Origin of the sequence: Paenibacillus sp. CH40 (assembly GCF_024213605.1) — a bacterium.
In the GTDB taxonomy this organism is placed as follows: Bacteria; Bacillota; Bacilli; order Paenibacillales; family Paenibacillaceae; genus Paenibacillus; species Paenibacillus polymyxa_B.
This window is the reverse complement of sequence record NZ_JANAVQ010000004.1, coordinates 283,734-299,311: the sequence shown is the minus strand read 5'-3', so window position 1 is coordinate 299,311 and position 15,578 is coordinate 283,734. Positions and strand designations below refer to the sequence as shown.

13 protein-coding genes are annotated in these 15,578 nt (G+C 45.4%); 9 read left to right on the top strand and 4 right to left on the bottom strand.

Going from position 1 to position 15,578, the window contains the following annotated elements; all coding sequences use genetic code 11:
• The first annotated feature begins 82 nt into the window (after positions 1–82).
• Both NLX73_RS14630 and NLX73_RS14625 read left to right on the top strand, forming a co-directional pair.
• Positions 83–964: an AraC family transcriptional regulator gene (locus tag NLX73_RS14630; RefSeq protein WP_254326523.1), complete on the top strand. Its 882-nt coding sequence runs from the start codon at positions 83–85 to the stop codon at positions 962–964.
• A 100-nt stretch (positions 965–1,064) separates the two neighbouring features.
• Complete coding sequence (locus NLX73_RS14625; RefSeq protein WP_254326522.1) at positions 1,065–2,393, top strand: prolyl oligopeptidase family serine peptidase; 1,329 nt, start codon at positions 1,065–1,067, stop codon at positions 2,391–2,393.
• 203 nt (positions 2,394–2,596) lie between these two features.
• On the opposite strand, the gene NLX73_RS14620 is transcribed toward NLX73_RS14625, so the two are convergent.
• Positions 2,597–3,385, bottom strand: a complete 789-nt coding sequence (locus tag NLX73_RS14620; RefSeq protein ID WP_190298823.1) for a polysaccharide deacetylase family protein — start codon at positions 3,383–3,385, stop codon at positions 2,597–2,599.
• Between the two features lie 371 nt (positions 3,386–3,756).
• On the opposite strand from NLX73_RS14620, the gene NLX73_RS14615 reads away from it, so the two are divergent.
• On the top strand, positions 3,757–4,131 hold the full coding sequence (locus NLX73_RS14615; protein ID WP_165176370.1) for a PH domain-containing protein: 375 nt from the start codon (positions 3,757–3,759) through the stop codon (positions 4,129–4,131).
• A 112-nt stretch (positions 4,132–4,243) separates the two neighbouring features.
• Here the strand turns inward: NLX73_RS14615 and NLX73_RS14610 are convergent, their stop codons facing one another.
• Positions 4,244–4,564 (bottom strand): hypothetical protein, encoded by a 321-nt coding sequence (locus NLX73_RS14610; protein ID WP_254326521.1) that lies wholly within the window; start codon positions 4,562–4,564, stop codon positions 4,244–4,246.
• Between the two features lie 192 nt (positions 4,565–4,756).
• Here NLX73_RS14610 and NLX73_RS14605 point away from each other — a divergent pair, with 192 nt between their 5' ends.
• The 6 genes from NLX73_RS14605 to NLX73_RS14580 all read left to right on the top strand — a co-directional run bounded on the left by NLX73_RS14605 (position 4,757) and on the right by NLX73_RS14580 (position 11,484).
• Entirely contained in the window at positions 4,757–5,722 is a 966-nt protein-coding gene (locus NLX73_RS14605; RefSeq protein WP_043882098.1) for a carbohydrate ABC transporter permease, read from the top strand.
• The gene (locus NLX73_RS14600) at positions 5,719–6,540 is read left to right on the top strand and encodes a carbohydrate ABC transporter permease (RefSeq protein ID WP_061829595.1); all 822 of its coding nucleotides are present in this window, start codon (positions 5,719–5,721) and stop codon (positions 6,538–6,540) included. The genes NLX73_RS14605 and NLX73_RS14600 overlap by 4 nt, the downstream gene beginning before the upstream one ends.
• Positions 6,541–6,664: 124 nt before the next feature.
• Positions 6,665–8,029: an ABC transporter substrate-binding protein gene (locus NLX73_RS14595; RefSeq protein WP_103048871.1), complete on the top strand. Its 1,365-nt coding sequence runs from the start codon at positions 6,665–6,667 to the stop codon at positions 8,027–8,029.
• Between the two features lie 257 nt (positions 8,030–8,286).
• Positions 8,287–8,871, top strand: coding sequence for a TetR/AcrR family transcriptional regulator (locus NLX73_RS14590; RefSeq protein ID WP_025721531.1), 585 nt, complete (start codon positions 8,287–8,289; stop codon positions 8,869–8,871).
• 23 nt (positions 8,872–8,894) lie between these two features.
• Positions 8,895–10,259 (top strand): HlyD family secretion protein, encoded by a 1,365-nt coding sequence (locus NLX73_RS14585; RefSeq protein ID WP_235307717.1) that lies wholly within the window; start codon positions 8,895–8,897, stop codon positions 10,257–10,259.
• 1 nt (position 10,260) lies between these two features.
• Positions 10,261–11,484 (top strand): ABC transporter permease, encoded by a 1,224-nt coding sequence (locus NLX73_RS14580; protein WP_254326520.1) that lies wholly within the window; start codon positions 10,261–10,263, stop codon positions 11,482–11,484.
• A 96-nt stretch (positions 11,485–11,580) separates the two neighbouring features.
• Here NLX73_RS14580 and NLX73_RS14575 read toward each other — a convergent pair whose 3' ends face one another.
• Complete coding sequence (locus NLX73_RS14575; protein ID WP_254326519.1) at positions 11,581–14,178, bottom strand: glycine betaine ABC transporter substrate-binding protein; 2,598 nt, start codon at positions 14,176–14,178, stop codon at positions 11,581–11,583.
• Positions 14,153–15,376 carry a quaternary amine ABC transporter ATP-binding protein gene (locus NLX73_RS14570; protein ID WP_029516322.1) on the bottom strand — a complete coding sequence of 408 codons (1,224 nt, stop codon included), beginning with the start codon at positions 15,374–15,376 and terminating at the stop codon, positions 14,153–14,155. Before NLX73_RS14570 ends, NLX73_RS14575 begins: the two co-directional genes overlap by 26 nt.
• Positions 15,377–15,578 lie beyond the last annotated feature (202 nt).

Sequence of the window (15,578 nt, the reverse complement as noted above, 5' to 3'; positions counted from 1 at the left end):
AGGTTAAATACAAGTGGTTTCGGCACTTTGCTGAAGCCATTTTCTTCTATTTATGAGTTCACATCTGAGAGGAGCGACAAACTTGGAATACAAATATGAGTTGGTCCAGGCAGACAATCATTTTCCGTTAAAAATTATAGTTCATTCCTCCAATGAACCAGCGTACATACCTGGGCATTGGCACGATAGCATCGAAATATCCTATGTGCTTTCAGGAAAAATCGAAAATATCTATATTGATGGCGCCAGTTATAGCTCCAAAGAAGGAGATATTGTGCTCATTAATTCGAATGCTATTCATTCCTTCTCTGTGGCTAAGGGACAAGGAAGAGAGGCTATAACCGTTCTGATTCCTTCTGGATTTATTCGAGAAAATGTTAACGGCAGTGACCCGATTTCATTTGACTGCATATCCATTTTTGAAACTAACGAGCAGAGATTACTGCATTTTGCGGAGCTGCGTGATTTGTTAAACACCTTATTTGTGGCTTATCTCAACCAGCATAATGACCCTTTAGCGCATATCCATTTAACGTCATTATCTTATAAACTGGTGTATCTGTTATTAATGCATTTTAAAATGGATCATGAATCTATCCGTGGCTTTAACTCCGATAAATATTTGGAGCGGCTGACGTTGATAACCGATTATATCAAAAAGAATTACGATCAAAGTTTATCCTTGGATTCGATAGCTCAGGTTTTTGGGTTGTCTCCCGAATATTTGTCCCGTTTTTTTGTGAAGCATGTAGGGATGACCCTATTTCAATATATCAATGCCATCCGTCTGGAGAGATCTTTTCGAGTTCTCATGAATACGGATCATTCCATCATACAAATTGCGCTGGAGCATGGATTTCCGAACGAGAAGTCTTTTGCCAGGGTATTTAAAAGGGTTTATCAGGCAACACCGCATCAATATCGAAAAGAGAACAAGAGGTATTCTGGAGCAAGGAGTCAGTAATTGACCTGAAATAGGCTAATAAAAGACAGGATACAAATAAAAAAATCATTAAAATAAATAATGTAAGCGTTTTATTAATGGACCCGGGAGGTAAGACATCATGTTTAAACGGTTTCAAAAGGCTGCTAAAACAACTATGTTATTCACTTTAGCTATCGGTACGACCCTTGCTTTCAATTCCGGTGCATGGGCCAAGGATGTAAAGATACAGCCCACCTCGTACCGGACGGTTGCGGAGGTTAAGGATTGGGGAGCAGCCATTACGAAGATCATTGTTAACCTGGGTAAGCCAGTACCTAAAGATGCGATAACAAAGGATACATTTAAGGTGCATGTGGGAAGAAGCGACAATAGGCTGGTCAATCCCTTTATTGAGAGTGGCAACCGGAAAGTCACCAAGGCCTATGTATCGGACAAAAGTGGCAACCCTGTAAATAAAACCGGAAGCTACGTTGTATTAGAAATGGAAGTCGGCCCAGCCCTAACACTAAGCTCAGCTATTCATTATGATGCGGCAGGTTCCGGGTTTAACGCATGGAATGATAACAAATACACAATCACGCAGCAAAAAGCTATTAAAACCACATCAGGAACGATTTCCGGCTTGAAAATTGATACTTCCGCAGGTCAGATACGGAAGCTAGTTGATCAATTTGCAACCGGCAAAGCTACTTTTGACGGGATTACTTTAACCTATGCGGACTATGCACCGCCAAAAGACAAAGTGAAAAACCCCTTGGTGATCTGGCTGCATGGTATGGGTGAGGGAGGTACAGATCCGACGATTCCGATTTCCGGAAATAATGCAGCGAATTTTGCATCTAAAGATATTCAATCCTATTTTGAAGGGGCTTATGTACTGGCACCTCAGACTCCAACCTACTGGATGGATGGTTTTACAAGCTTCGGAGACGGCACCTCCAAATACGAGCAAGCATTGATGTCCTTAATTAAGGAGTACGTGGCCAAGAACAAAGACATTGATACAGATCGAATCTACATTGGTGGAGACTCCAACGGCGGTTACATGACTATGCTGATGATCCGTGATTATAAAGACTATTTTGCAGCCGCTGTGGTGGCCTGTGAAGCCTTGAAGGACAGCCTTATAACCGATGAACAGATTAACGAAATGAAGGACCTGCCGATCTGGTTTGTGGCTGCCAAAACCGACACCGTAGTACGGCCGAACGATTATACGGTTCCGACCTACAACCGTTTAGTGAATGCTGGAGCAAAGGATGTTCATATGTCGTTATTTGATAACGTAGTAGATACCTCTGGTTTGTACAAAAAGAGCGACCAAACACCGTATGAATACAATGGCCACTGGTCTTGGATTTACGTTTATAACAACGAAGTATCGAAGGTGATTAACGGAAAGAAAATAACGATGATGCAATGGCTAGCCTCCAAAACGTTGGACTGAAAGGTATAGCTAGCAAATGAAAATAGCAATATGATGTAATAGGCTTCTTTAAAGTTCAAGCCAGCCTTACCGTACATTCTCTGAGTCATTCGTTAACAACACATTATCGCTCGGAGAATTATCAGTTCCTTATTAGGTTTTCGCAAAATCCACATGTATAAAACTCCGTCAACAAATAATTGACGGAGTTTTATTGCTCTCTTTTACTTATTCACTTCAATGAGCCCATCCGGTTTTTCACGATTAGAGAGCAATTCGGATACCGTTACGAAGGTAAACCCTCTCTTCTTGAGCTCCGGTAAAATGATTTTCAGGGCTTCGACGGTTTGTGTACTTTGATGTACATAATCGTGCATCAGGACAATGTCGCCATTACGGGCGTTACGAAGCACCCTATTAGCGATACGGTGTACACCTGGTTTTCGCCAATCTAGGGTATCCTGATGCCAGGACCATAAAATAATTTTCAGCCCCTTCTCCTTGGAGAGCTTGACTAACGAATCGGTGTAGGAGCCGCCGGGGGGTCTAAAAAGATGGGTTCCCGCACCAGTTGCTTGAACGATGCTCGCTTGGCCTTGATCCAATTCTGACAGAGCTTTGTTACGGGAAATATACTGAAAAGATGAATGATAAAAGGTATGATTACCCACTTCATGCCCTTCTGCTCGTTCTCGTTTCACAATATCAGGAAGCTTTTCTACACGGCTGCCGACGACAAAAAAGGTTGCTTTAGCATTGTATTCTTTAAGCAAATCCAAAATGGCAGGCGTATTGCTTTCGTCCGGTCCGTCATCGAATGTGAGAGCGATAAGCTTACGATGGGTAGGAACTTCCCATACAATGTCCCCCCGTTCTTCGTAATAGGCCCTTCCCTTTGTAGGAGTAGGGGAGGCGTATGATGGGGCTTGTGCATTGGTAGATGGAGTGGGACAAGAGCTGATACACAGTAAAGAAACAGCAATTCCAGCGCACAGCAAACGGTTATATTTCATAAGGCTTCTTCTCCGTTCTAACGTATTCTCACATTAGCTTGCCAAGAAGAAGCGTATACCATTCCTCGTTTCTGAAATTCATCCATTCCAATCACTAAAATTTAGATCTAATTGCTTCTTCAGCAATGCGCAGATTGCGAAGTTATGCTGAAAAAGAGTGATAGCTTGCTTGTTGATAACATCCTGTACCCATGTTAAGTTGTACATATCCATCCTTGGTTTCAATGTGCAGTTGAGGTAGGTCATTGTCCAGTTCGTGAGAGTCTTAATCTGACGAAAAATGAAGAGGTCGACGGGACAAGCCGCAAAAGCTGATCTGAGGTCAAGGAGCTGCGACTCGTTCCTGAACTTCGAACAGGAGATGAGACGGGATGCAAACAAATGAAAAAGAGTTGCGAGCTATTAGTCTGACGTTAGAAGCGGGCGAACACATCCGATCATGTATGGGGTGTACGTATGATTTGCAACAGAGCTCCCAGAAGATATCGCATCATGGAATGCTGGCAGTGACATCCCAACGAATCATCTTTTATTCCTGTACTATGGGTACTCCTTGGGTCAAGTTCATCAATTATCACCATATTTCACTGGCTAAGCTGGATAAGGGTTTGTCGGATTCTAGGGGGAACATCACGCTGATCAATCAGGGTGTGAACGAGGTGTTCACCCACCTGCCGAGTGGAGATTGTATAGAAAGGTTTATAGCTGTACTAGAGCAAGAAGCAGGTATCTCTTGTGAGAACTAATGATTATGAAAAACAAATAACTAAAACCTCCAACTTCGTAATGTGCCAAGAAGGATCCTTACAGAATTTGGAGGTTTTTTTGTCTTTTAATTAGAGAGATGTGGATCGAGCGTCAGCTCAACAGAGTTATAACCAATAAATTATATAACACCAACGGCAGAATGACATTGTTGTAGGCATAGGAGCGATCAGGGGTGGTGTTGCCTGAGAAGGGTGAGTGATATTGCTGAGGGACTCTTAAATACAAATGATCCGCATCGATGTGTATAATCGTTCCTTCATATACTTGATGATCCATCGTTTGCACCCTAACCGTGTGATTCATGTAGGGGCTTAATTGATAATGCAAATGATCGCGGATATTTTTGAGTTCCGCCTGTAATTCCGGTCTAGCTTGATATAACGTTTGCGGACTGACGGTGTTGTATGGCATTCGCCTCTAACCTCCATACCCTGTAATGATGCATTATATGTAGGAGTCTATGTCCTTGTGCTTATACCTATAGAGAGTTGCTTTTACAAAATGAAAAAACATTAACATTTTACTCCAGTCCACTTGACGTTCCCTTTACATCAAAACGATACACTTACTGAGGTTGGTTTGAAAAGAAAGGGGCGCTCCGTTTTGGGTGAGCTTAACAAATCTATGGGACTAGGGACGAGGAGTCAGCAACAGACTTCGTCTAAAGCCCGCATACGCACGGGTTCGCTAAAAATTCAAAGATTGCGCGAAAACGCGCTGGCGTATACCTTTTTGGCTCCATCGCTTATTTTGTTTGCTGTATTTATGTTTTACCCGATGATCAAGTCCGTATATCTCAGCTTGCATTCTACAGATCCCGCAGGAAACGTTGCAGCTTATGTGGGGTTAGATAATTTTACTACACTTTTCAGCTCGGGACTGTTTCTACAAGGAATTAAGGTCACACTCCTGTTTGCACTGTTAACAGTACCAGTAGGTATTTTATTGGCGCTGGTACTGGCTGCACTTACACACAGTAAATTGCGGGGAATGCGTATCTTCCAGTTTGCCTTTTCGCTGCCGATGGTGTTGTCGGTCGGTTCATCTGCAGTCATTTGGAAATTTCTTTTTCATCCGACACTGGGGATGTTCAACTATGTGCTTTCCCTCCTACATATTAATCCGGTTCCGTGGCTGACCAGCCCGGATTGGGCGCTGTTCTCAGTAGCCATGATGACCATCTGGATGAATCTTGGCTTCAATTACATTATCTTATCGAGCGGACTTCAAGGGATTCCAGATGACATGTATGAAAGTGCCAAAATGGATGGAGCTGGCCCGCTCGTCACGTTCTGGCGTATCTCCCTGCCACTGTTATCACCGACGATCTTTTTTGTAACAGTAGTTTCCATCATTGGAGCCTTCCAGTCTTTTGCTCAAATTAACATTTTGACCAAAGGCGGTCCGGTGAACAGTACGAATGTATTCGTGTATTCCATCTATCAGGAAGCTTTCGTTAATTTCCGGTTTGGAACGGGGAGCGCGCAGGCCATTGTCTTGTTTGCCGTCATTCTGCTGCTCACGATGATTCAGTTCAAATGGGTGGAAAGAAAGGTGCATTACCAATGAAACGACACCTGAATTCAACATTGCTGTATGTACTGCTTACGATTGCAGCTGCTCTCATTTTGTATCCGGTTATATATACGTTTTTTATGGCAGTCATGTCGCCGGAGGAAGCAAGCGCTTATCCACCAAGCTTTCTTCCGCATTCCTTTCATATGGAGAATTTCACTGAAGTGTTTGAAATTGTTCCGATTGCAGCCTTTATTGGAAATACATTTCTCATTTCGGGTCTGACGATGATTGGGCAGTTGATTACAGCGAGCTTGGCGGCCTACGCCTTTGCCAAAATGGACTTCAAGGGAAAAAACTTCATTTTCAGCATGTTTGTAGCGACGATGATGATCCCTTGGGAAGTGACCATTATTCCAAACTACCTGACGGTACGAAGCTGGAACTGGCTTGATACGTATCAAGGGTTGACGGTTCCTTTTCTGGCGACGGCATTCGGAACATTCCTGTTAAGGCAATTTTTTCTCCAGCTTCCCAAGGAACTGTTTGAGGCGGCTCGTATGGATGGGTGCGGACATATCCGTTACTTTGTGTTCCATGTGCTTCCGTTATCGCGCCCTGCGCTCGGAACACTGGCTGTGTATTCGTTCCTGAATATGTACAATTCGTATCTCTGGCCTTTACTGATCACCAATAGTGAGAATATGCGTACGGTACAGATCGGAATATCCATGCTCGAATTTCAGGAATCGACTTCATGGAATCTGGTGTTTGCGGGTACGGCACTTGTCATTTTACCGTCTCTGCTCCTGCTGATCTTTGGACTAAAGCAGTTGGTACGTGGAATGGCAGCGGGTGCGCTTAAAGGCTGATCACATATTTCAAATGAAAAGCAACACCTGCGCAAGCAGCCCATATACAGAGCTTCAACACACAAGAATATCGCAAGAGAATGCCAATTCAAGATCATTTAATCAAAGGGAGAGAAGAGAGATTATGAGATTTTTTCGTCTGAAAAGTACATTGACCCTGCTTATTCTGACTGCCATGGTGGTTGCAGCAGGTTGTAGCAATAATACTGCTGCAGAGAAGCCGAGTAATGGTAGTGATGGGGCAGCAGCGACTTCTCCAGTGAAGCTGACTTGGTGGCATTCGATGTCCGGTAACGGTGAAAAAGCAATCAAGCAGATCGCTGCTGACTTTAACGCCAGTCATAAGGACATTCAGGTAGAGCCAGTATATCAAGGCAAATATGATGATAGCTTGAACAAGCTGAAAGCGTCGCTTGGTTCCAACAGCGGACCGGACATCATTCAAGTATACGAAATCGGTAGTAAATTCATGATCGACTCCAAAATGATCACACCTGTACAACAATTTATTGATGCAGACAAGTTCGATCTGTCGCAGTTAGAGCCAAATATTACACGTTACTACACGATTGATGGTAAATTGAACGCTATGCCGTTCAATACGTCAAACCCGATACTATACTATAACAAGGATGCATTCAAAGCCGCAGGACTTGACCCAGCTAATCCTCCGAAAACGTATGATGAGTTCGAAAAGGCTGCAAAAGCCTTGAGCAAGGATGGTAAATCCGGTGCTTCCATTGCCATCTACGGCTGGTTTATGGAGCAACTGTTTGCCAATCAGAACGCGGATTATGTGAATAATGGCAATGGTCGTGACCAAGCGGCAACGGAATCCATGCTGAATTCGGATGCTGGTGTAAAAACGCTGACGTGGTGGAAGAAAATGATCGATGAAAAGGTTGTATCCAATTTGGGACGTAACTCGGACGATACGGCAAAGGCATTTTCCGCAGGACAAATTGCGATGACGCTGGATTCCACCGCTTCGCTGCGTAATATTGTGGAGCAGGTTGGCGATAAATTTGAAGTAGGCACAGGATTCCTGCCAAGAGCCAATGAAGCTAAAGAAGGCGGCGTGGTTGTAGGCGGCGCGAGTTTGTACATTATGAACAACAAGCCCGAAGCCCAACAGAAGGCAGCGTGGGAGTTCATTAAATTCGTCGCTTCCCCAGCTGTACAGGCACAATGGAGTGTAAATACCGGGTACTTCCCGATCACGAAAGCAGCCTATGACGAGAAGGTACTCAAAGACAATATGGTAAAATATCCGCAATTCCAGACGGCGGTTGACCAATTGCACGCATCGGCACAATCCACCGCTACACAGGGCGCAGTGATGGGCGTATTCCCAGAAGCGCGCCAAATCGTCGAAGGTGCAATCGAGGCCGTTCTGAGTGGCCAGCAACAGCCAAAACAGGCATTGGATCAAGCTGCACAAGAAATTACAGGCAAAATTGCGCAATACAATCAAACGGTGAAAAAATAGTCGGCCTTCCCTTAAAATCGGTTGATAATCTGTAGAATGGCCCCCTTATCACCCGATTTTATGACATAGCGGATCGAATGAGTGACCCCCTCACTTATTCGATCCGTTTTTGCATTTTTATTTTTTTAGAATAAGCGTTTAGACGAAATGTCTAAAATGAATTATTTTCATTTTTCCTATTGCTGGGTAACTAAAGATGGGCTTATAATAAATACATAATTTTTGTACTGGACGGTCAGTTCAAAAAAGGAGGAAGCATGAAACAGCAAACGAAGGAAATTATTTTTAACGGCGCACTTAAAGCTTTTTCCGAACGAGGATTTAACGAAACAAACATGGAAGAAATTGCTAAGGTTTGTGGCATAGCCAAAGGAACCCTGTACTACAATTTTAAAAACAAGCAAGAATTGTACATTTACATTTTGAAGATGGGGATGGAGCGATTTGTGCAGGATATCCATGAAGCAATGGCTCAGGTTCCTATGGATCAGGTAGAATTGAGGGTTCGCAAGCTGATCCAAGTACATATTGAGTTCATTGGGAGAGAACCGGATTTTTGCCGTTTACTGGTTAGCAAGGGATGGGTCTCACAGGAACAGCATTTTAATATTAGGCAGGTGCTGGCAGATTATTTTGATTTTATGGAGGCGGAGATCGATTCCGGTAAGTTATATGGGAAAATTTCAAGTAAGCTGGATGCCAAAACAACAGCCAATTGCTTATTTGGGATTTACATTTTCGCTCCGATGCGGTCCATGGTTTGGGGCGAAACGATGAATCTGCAAGAGGTTCGAGAAAGTATTGAAGTATTTGTGTGTAATGCATTGGGCATGCAACATTAATAGACAGATGGAGTGATGAAAACATGAAAGCTAAAAAATATACGATTTACGTCGTACTTATTATTTTAATCGCGGTAGGAATTTATGCCTTGACTGCTTTCCCACGGGGTGGGAGCAGCTTGTCTGCGGATCAGTCTTCTTCCATACCTACGGCTTATGTGGAGTCGGATACCCTCAATGCCAGCTTTAAAATGGCAGGACGGATTGACCAGATGCTCGTCAAAGAAGGCGATCAGGTTAAAAAGGGGCAGGTGTTAGCCCATCTGGAAAGTCGCGAGTTGGAAGATAAGGTGAAGCAGGCACAGGCGGCGTTGCTGGCAGCTAAGAGTAATGTATCCAAAGCAAAAGCCAGTGTGTTGCAGGCTCAAGCAGGCGTAGGTCAGGCACAGGCTACTGTAAGCGCCGCTCAGGCCAAGAAGAGCCAAGGTACGACATCGGTCAGTGTGACCGCTGAGGCATCCTCCAGCCAGATCGAACAGGCCAAAGCGGCTGCGAACGCCGCCAAGGCAAAACTGGATGCGCTCAAGAGCGGGGCAAGACCGCAGGAGCTTGAGCAATTGCAAGTATCTGTGAAGATAGCCAAGGAAACGCTGGACCTGACCGTTAAAAATCTGGAGCGTGCCAAAAAACTTCAAGAAGCCGGAGCAGCAACCCAGGCATCTTTGGATCAAGCGACATTGGAACATCAACAGGCAGTGGCCAAGTATAATGCAGAGTCGCAAAAATTGGATATGGCACGGGAGGGAAGCCGCAAGGAGGAAATTACGGCGGCTGAAGCTCAATACCGTCAAGCCTTGGCTGCGGTGAAGGAAGCACAGGCAGGAGCGGGCAAAGTTGCTGTGCAACAGGAAGATGTCAAAGCTGCTCAGGCTTCGGTAGAACAAGCGCAATCTGCTGTGAAGGCGGCGCAATCCACAGTTGAGCAGGCTCAATCTGCGGTTGCAGGTGCCAATGCTCAGGTAGCCCAAGCGGAAGCCGCGCTTCAAGAGGCTCAGACCTATTTGAGTTACACGACTCTATATGCGGCCGAAGATGGAATCGTAAAATCCAAGTCGCTTAGCTTAGGTGAAATGGCTAGCGCAGGATTCCCGGTCTATACCATTGAAACTTCGACACAACGTTGGGCTAAATTCTATGTACCTGAAACGTCTCTGAATGGCCTTCAAGCAGGGGATACTGTCCAAATTAAATTGCTGTCTGGCGGTAAGGAGCTGAAGGGTAAAGTCATTCTGTTAGAATCGGCTGCTGACTTTGCCATTCAAAAACCGAGCCAAAGCTCCGGTGACAAGGATGTCCGTTCCTTCGGTGTTAAAGTAGCATTGCCGGACCTTGCTGCTTCGGTTCCAACAGGCTCCACGGTCCTGTTTACAGGCAAAGGGGCGCAGTAATATGCAGGATTCACAGGAAAGACTTCGTATCCGCGATGTGTTTCGCGAGGAATGGCTGAGCATCTTCCGGGACCGCCGCTTTATGGCTATTCTGCTGATTACGCCGATTGTGTATACGATACTATTCGGCTTCCTATATTCACATCAGCGGATTACCGAGATGCCTGTCACAGTGTACGATGGAGATAATTCACAGCTCAGTCGCCAGATCATTCAGGCGTTCGATTCGACCGACTCATTTGCCGTTACACGGCAAGCGAGCAATCAGGAAGATGCTGTCCGTCAGGTAGAGACCGGGGAAGCTAAGGTCGGAATCGTCATTCCCGACAACTTTACGACTCGGCTTAAGCATGGGGAGAACCCACCCGTGCTCACGCTGATTGACGGCAGTAATATGATGTATTCCAATAGTGCCAGTCGGATTGCGAATCAGGTCATTAGCAGCGTGAGCGCTGGAGTATCGGTCAATTCCATGAAACAAAAGGGAATGAACGCCGATCAGGCCGCGTCGACGCTGACTACCATCCCGTTCCGATCCAGAGTGCTATTTAACCCGGTATATGATTATAAGCTTTTCATGCCACTAGGGGTTATCTCTGCGGCTCTCCAGCAGTGTTTGCTGCTTGGTATCGCGTTGTCCTGCACGCGTGATAAGGAAGCAGGGACTTGGGGAAGATTTGGTGCATGGAGAAATACCCCTTGGCGTTTGGCTATTGCCAAACTGGCACCGTATTATGCAGCGGGAGCTTTCAATGTGCTGACTGTATTCAGTATCAGCGCTTTATGCTTTGATATTCCGTTCAGGGGACAGGTACTGCCTTTGGTTTTGGTATCGCTGGTCTTTAACTTTGCATTGTGCGGATTAGGCTTCTTATTCAGTCTCTTTTCCAAGACCAGAGTGGATGCGACCCAAACGCTGATGCTGATTGCTGTTCCTTCCTTTATGCTGTCAGGCTATACGTGGCCATTGGAAGCAATGCCCGGCTTCTTGCGGGGGCTTGCTGAAATATTGCCACTGACGTATTACCTGGATGCTGTACGGAACATCACGCTCAAAGGACTGGATATCACCTACATCTTCAAAGATATGATTGCTCTAGGCGTCATTGGTTGTGTGAGTCTGCTGGTGTCCTTCGCGATCTATCCGTTATTCTTTAAACAGCATCAGACGGCAGGGCAGCATGCCGATGTGCCTGCTCAAGAAGGATTCACGCTAAAAGGCTGAGAGCAACTTTAAATATGGAACTCATAAAAAGGCAGATCAGGAGTAAACCCTGATCTGCCTTTTGCTTGTTCATATGGTTTAAAAGTGGAAAAAATATTATTGCGGCGGCTGAAGATCCTCGATAGAATCAATCGGCACATAGGATGGAACGACAAGCCCGGACATAACGCCAGTCATGCTGGTTCCGATGTCATCCACCTTATCCTTGTATTGAGCCCAATAATCAGCATGCGTCAATGGAAGCCAAGCGGCAGCAGTAGCATCTACACTTCCGCCGGCCACGCCAGTCCACATCGGGCCGATTTCCACTTGCAGGGCTGTTACTTTATAGCCCAATTTTTGTTCCAATACATATTTCAATACGTTCGTACTGGCAATTTCAGAATCCCAAGCAGCGTAGCTCAGCTTCAAAGGATCACCGTTGACGGGCTGTAGGCCCTTGATCCATGCCTGTACCTTGTCAGGATGTTTATCAGCCCAGTTCTTGGCAGCCTGCTGTGGGGCAATACCGTCCTGAATCGCGATCATCACTTCACCCATATCTTCAGCAGTCCACTTAAAGCGGCTTAGAAATTCATAAGCCACAGGAGCATCCTGCTTCAAACCTTTGCGGGCGATTGTATGAATTTCTTCCTTATCACCGTACGCTTTTTTAGGATCTTTCAAGTATTTCAAATCATATTTGTTAAACATCCAGTGAGGAGTCCAACCTGTTACGACGATAGGCTGCTTGGCTTTGATAGCTTTATCCAGTGTAGCAGTCATAGCAGCTCCAGAGCTTTCAAGCAGCTTCCAGTCGGATAAGCTATAGTCATTAATAGCTTTAGCGGTCAGCTTCATCAGTCCGGCGCCAGGGTCGGTACCGACAATGCGGTAACCGACCTCTTTGCCAAAGTCCTCAGTTGTGGCGGAAGCCGGAGCCGCTTCGGCTCCGTTATCCTGCAAATCAGTAATCGATTTAACATCCATGTAAGCTGGAACGACCAATCCGGTTTTAACACCGCTCATATTAGCCCCAAGATCGTCGAGCTTATCCTTGTATTTAGCCCAGTAATCCGCATGTGTTAACGGCAGCCATGCAGCCGGTGAAGCATCTACATCACCACTAGCGACACCCGTCCACATAGGACCTGCTTCCACTTGAAGTGCGGTTACTTTGTAACCCAGTTTGTTCTCCAAAATATAACTTAGCAAATTCGTACTGGCAATTTCGGAATCCCAAGCGACATAACTCAGCTTGAACGTGTCGCCATTGACAGGTTGCAGTCCTTTAGTCCATTCCTGAACCTTGTCGGCATGTTTCTCCGCCCAATCCTGGGCAGCTTGTTCAGGACTGGTTCCGGCTTGAATGGCAACCATCATTTCACCCATATCTTCCGGTGTCCATTTGAAACGTTTTAGAAACTCATAAGCGATAGGAGCATCCTGTTGCAAGCCTTTACGGGCAATCGTATGAATCCCCTCGGCTTCACCATAAGACTTTTTAGGGTCTTCCAAATATTTGAGATCATACTTGTTGAACATCCAGTGAGGAGTCCAACCTGTAATAATGATCGGTTTTTTCGCTTTAATGGCTTTGTCCAGTGTGGCCGTCATAGCTGCACCGGAACCTTCAACCAGCTTCCAATCAGACAAATTGTAGTCTTGAATTGCTTTGGCAGTCGATTTCATAATGCCTGCCCCGGCATCAATACCGATAATTTTGTAACCGACTTCTTCGCCAACCGGGTTGGCAGCAGCGTTACCTTTGCCAGATGCGGAATGATCTGTACCAACAAAATATTGGGAAGCACCAGCGATCAAAATGACAGCTGTAACTGCAGAAGTAATCCATACTTTTTGCTTGCTGGATACGCGGCTTTTGCCTTTTTGCGTAGGTTTAAACAGGTTTTGCGTAAAACGGTCAAGCACAATAGCCAGAACGACAACAGCTAAGCCGGCTTCAAAACCTTTACCGATTTGCAGCTGTGTCACAGCACGGTACACAACAGCACCGATGCCTTCTGCACCGATCATGGAAGCAATAACAACCATGGACAGTGACAGCATAATCGTCTGGTTAATACCAGCCATTAAGGTAGGCAATGCCAGTGGAAGCTGAACTTTGAACAGCTTTTGCGCAGAGGTTGAACCGAAAGCATCTGAGGCTTCGATCAGCTCACCTGATACTTGCATAATCCCCAAGTTAGTCATGCGAATGGTTGGGGGGATAGCAAAGATAACAGATGCGATAACACCAGGTACAACACCCAGGCTGAAAAAGGTAACCGCTGGGAGCAAGTACACAAACGCAGGCATCGTCTGCATAAAATCAAGTAAAGGCGTGATAATGCGGGATGCGGATTTACTGTATGCACACCAGATCCCGATGGGAATTCCGATAACAATGGATACGAGCGCAGACGTGATGACCAGTCCGAGCGTATTCATTGTTTCACTCCAATAGCCGAGATTATCAATCAGCAGGAAGCCGATGACAGTAAACAGCGTAAGCTGAACCCGCCCGATCATAAAGGCGATAATCCCGATGATCACAATGAACACCAGAGGGTGCGGAAGCATGAACAGGCCTGAGAAAAAGCCTACTACAGCTTCTATAATAGAAGAAATAACATTAAACAATCCAGCCAGATGAATACCCATCCAGTCGACAATGGATTGAATCCACTCAGCGATTGGCAGTTTCGGTATCATGGGCATTCACCTCCTTTGTAGTGGTAACATCTCCACCAAGTGCGCCAAGCAATGCTCCACGGACGATAACGCCCAGCAGCTTTTGCTTGTCATCGACCACAGCCAGCGGCACCTTGGACGAGCTTGTAATTTCAAACAAATCATTAATGACAGTCTCGGCAGCAACCTGCGGTCCGTCAGTAATCAAAATATCTTCAATTTTCAAATTATTGCGCAGTGCATGAACAGCATCCTCGGCGTTAATAACACCCAGTAGCTTTTTAGTACGGTCAATGACGAACAAATTGGAAATCCCACGCTCCCGCATCAATTCCAGAGCCACACGCGGACCACGATCCATGGTGATGGTTTCTGGACGAAGCATGACATGAGCAGCCGTCAATACCTTGGACAGATCCACATCCTCGACGAAGCGGGCTACATAAGAGTTAGCCGGTTGGATCATAATTTCTTCCGGTGTACCGATTTGTACGACCGCACCGTCTCGCATCAAGGCAATCCGGTCACCAATCCGCAACGCTTCATCCAGATCATGGGTGATAAACACAATTGTTTTCTTCATTTTATCTTGAAGCTCCAACAGCTCATCCTGCATGTCACGGCGAATGAGAGGGTCCAATGCACTGAACGCTTCATCCATTAGGAGCACTTCAGGGTCATTAGCCAGCGCCCGTGCCAGGCCGACACGCTGCTGCATACCGCCACTCAATTCATCGGGCATTTTATCGCCCCAGTTTTTAAGACCAACCAGTTCCAACGCTTGTTGCGCCTTTTCCTGACGCTGTGCTTTTTCTACCTTTTGAATTTCAAGACCATATTCTACATTTTCTAATACAGTCCGATGTGGGAACAGGGCGAATTTTTGAAAAACCATGCTGATGGTTTTACGACGAACTTCGCGAAGTTGTTCTTTGTTCATCTTACGGAGATCTTTGCCGTGGACCAGAATTTCACCGGAGGTAGGCTCAATCAAGCGATTTAGCATTCGCACCAAAGTGGACTTGCCACTGCCCGATAGCCCCATAATTACGAAAATTTCACCTTGCTTAATTTCCATGTTGGCCTTATTGACACCAACAGTAATCTGTTTTTCTTTGGCCAACTTTTCCTTGCCCCAGCCTTGCTCCAGGAGCGGAACACCTTGCTCTGCGTGAGGACCAAAGAGTTTGCTGACATTTTTGACTTCCAAAATCGTCATACATACACCTCTTCTTTCTATACTTTGCTTGGTATTAACCCCTTGTTGCATTAAGGATTGAGTATAAAAATCATAATTCTGAACATCCTGAACGGTTAATGACAAAATTAATTGTAACAGAAGCATAGCTTACATTTCAAACAAAAAAACTGTTCATAAAGTACGTACAGAAAAAACTGTACAAAGTTTCCTTTGATATGCT

What these genes read in the sequence shown, in the direction of transcription:
- NLX73_RS14625 (WP_254326522.1), top strand. Translation starts at nt 1,065, where the DNA reads ATGTTTAAACGGTTTCAAAAGGCTGCTAAAACAACTATGTTATTCACT.
- NLX73_RS14620 (WP_190298823.1), bottom strand. Translation starts at nt 3,385, where the DNA reads ATGAAATATAACCGTTTGCTGTGCGCTGGAATTGCTGTTTCTTTACTG.
- NLX73_RS14615 (WP_165176370.1), top strand. Translation starts at nt 3,757, where the DNA reads ATGCAAACAAATGAAAAAGAGTTGCGAGCTATTAGTCTGACGTTAGAA.
- NLX73_RS14610 (WP_254326521.1), bottom strand. Translation starts at nt 4,564, where the DNA reads ATGCCATACAACACCGTCAGTCCGCAAACGTTATATCAAGCTAGACCG.
- NLX73_RS14600 (WP_061829595.1), top strand. Translation starts at nt 5,719, where the DNA reads ATGAAACGACACCTGAATTCAACATTGCTGTATGTACTGCTTACGATT.
- NLX73_RS14595 (WP_103048871.1), top strand. Translation starts at nt 6,665, where the DNA reads ATGAGATTTTTTCGTCTGAAAAGTACATTGACCCTGCTTATTCTGACT.
- NLX73_RS14590 (WP_025721531.1), top strand. Translation starts at nt 8,287, where the DNA reads ATGAAACAGCAAACGAAGGAAATTATTTTTAACGGCGCACTTAAAGCT.
- NLX73_RS14585 (WP_235307717.1), top strand. Translation starts at nt 8,895, where the DNA reads ATGAAAGCTAAAAAATATACGATTTACGTCGTACTTATTATTTTAATC.
- NLX73_RS14580 (WP_254326520.1), top strand. Translation starts at nt 10,261, where the DNA reads ATGCAGGATTCACAGGAAAGACTTCGTATCCGCGATGTGTTTCGCGAG.
- NLX73_RS14575 (WP_254326519.1), bottom strand. Translation starts at nt 14,178, where the DNA reads ATGATACCGAAACTGCCAATCGCTGAGTGGATTCAATCCATTGTCGAC.
- NLX73_RS14570 (WP_029516322.1), bottom strand. Translation starts at nt 15,376, where the DNA reads ATGACGATTTTGGAAGTCAAAAATGTCAGCAAACTCTTTGGTCCTCAC.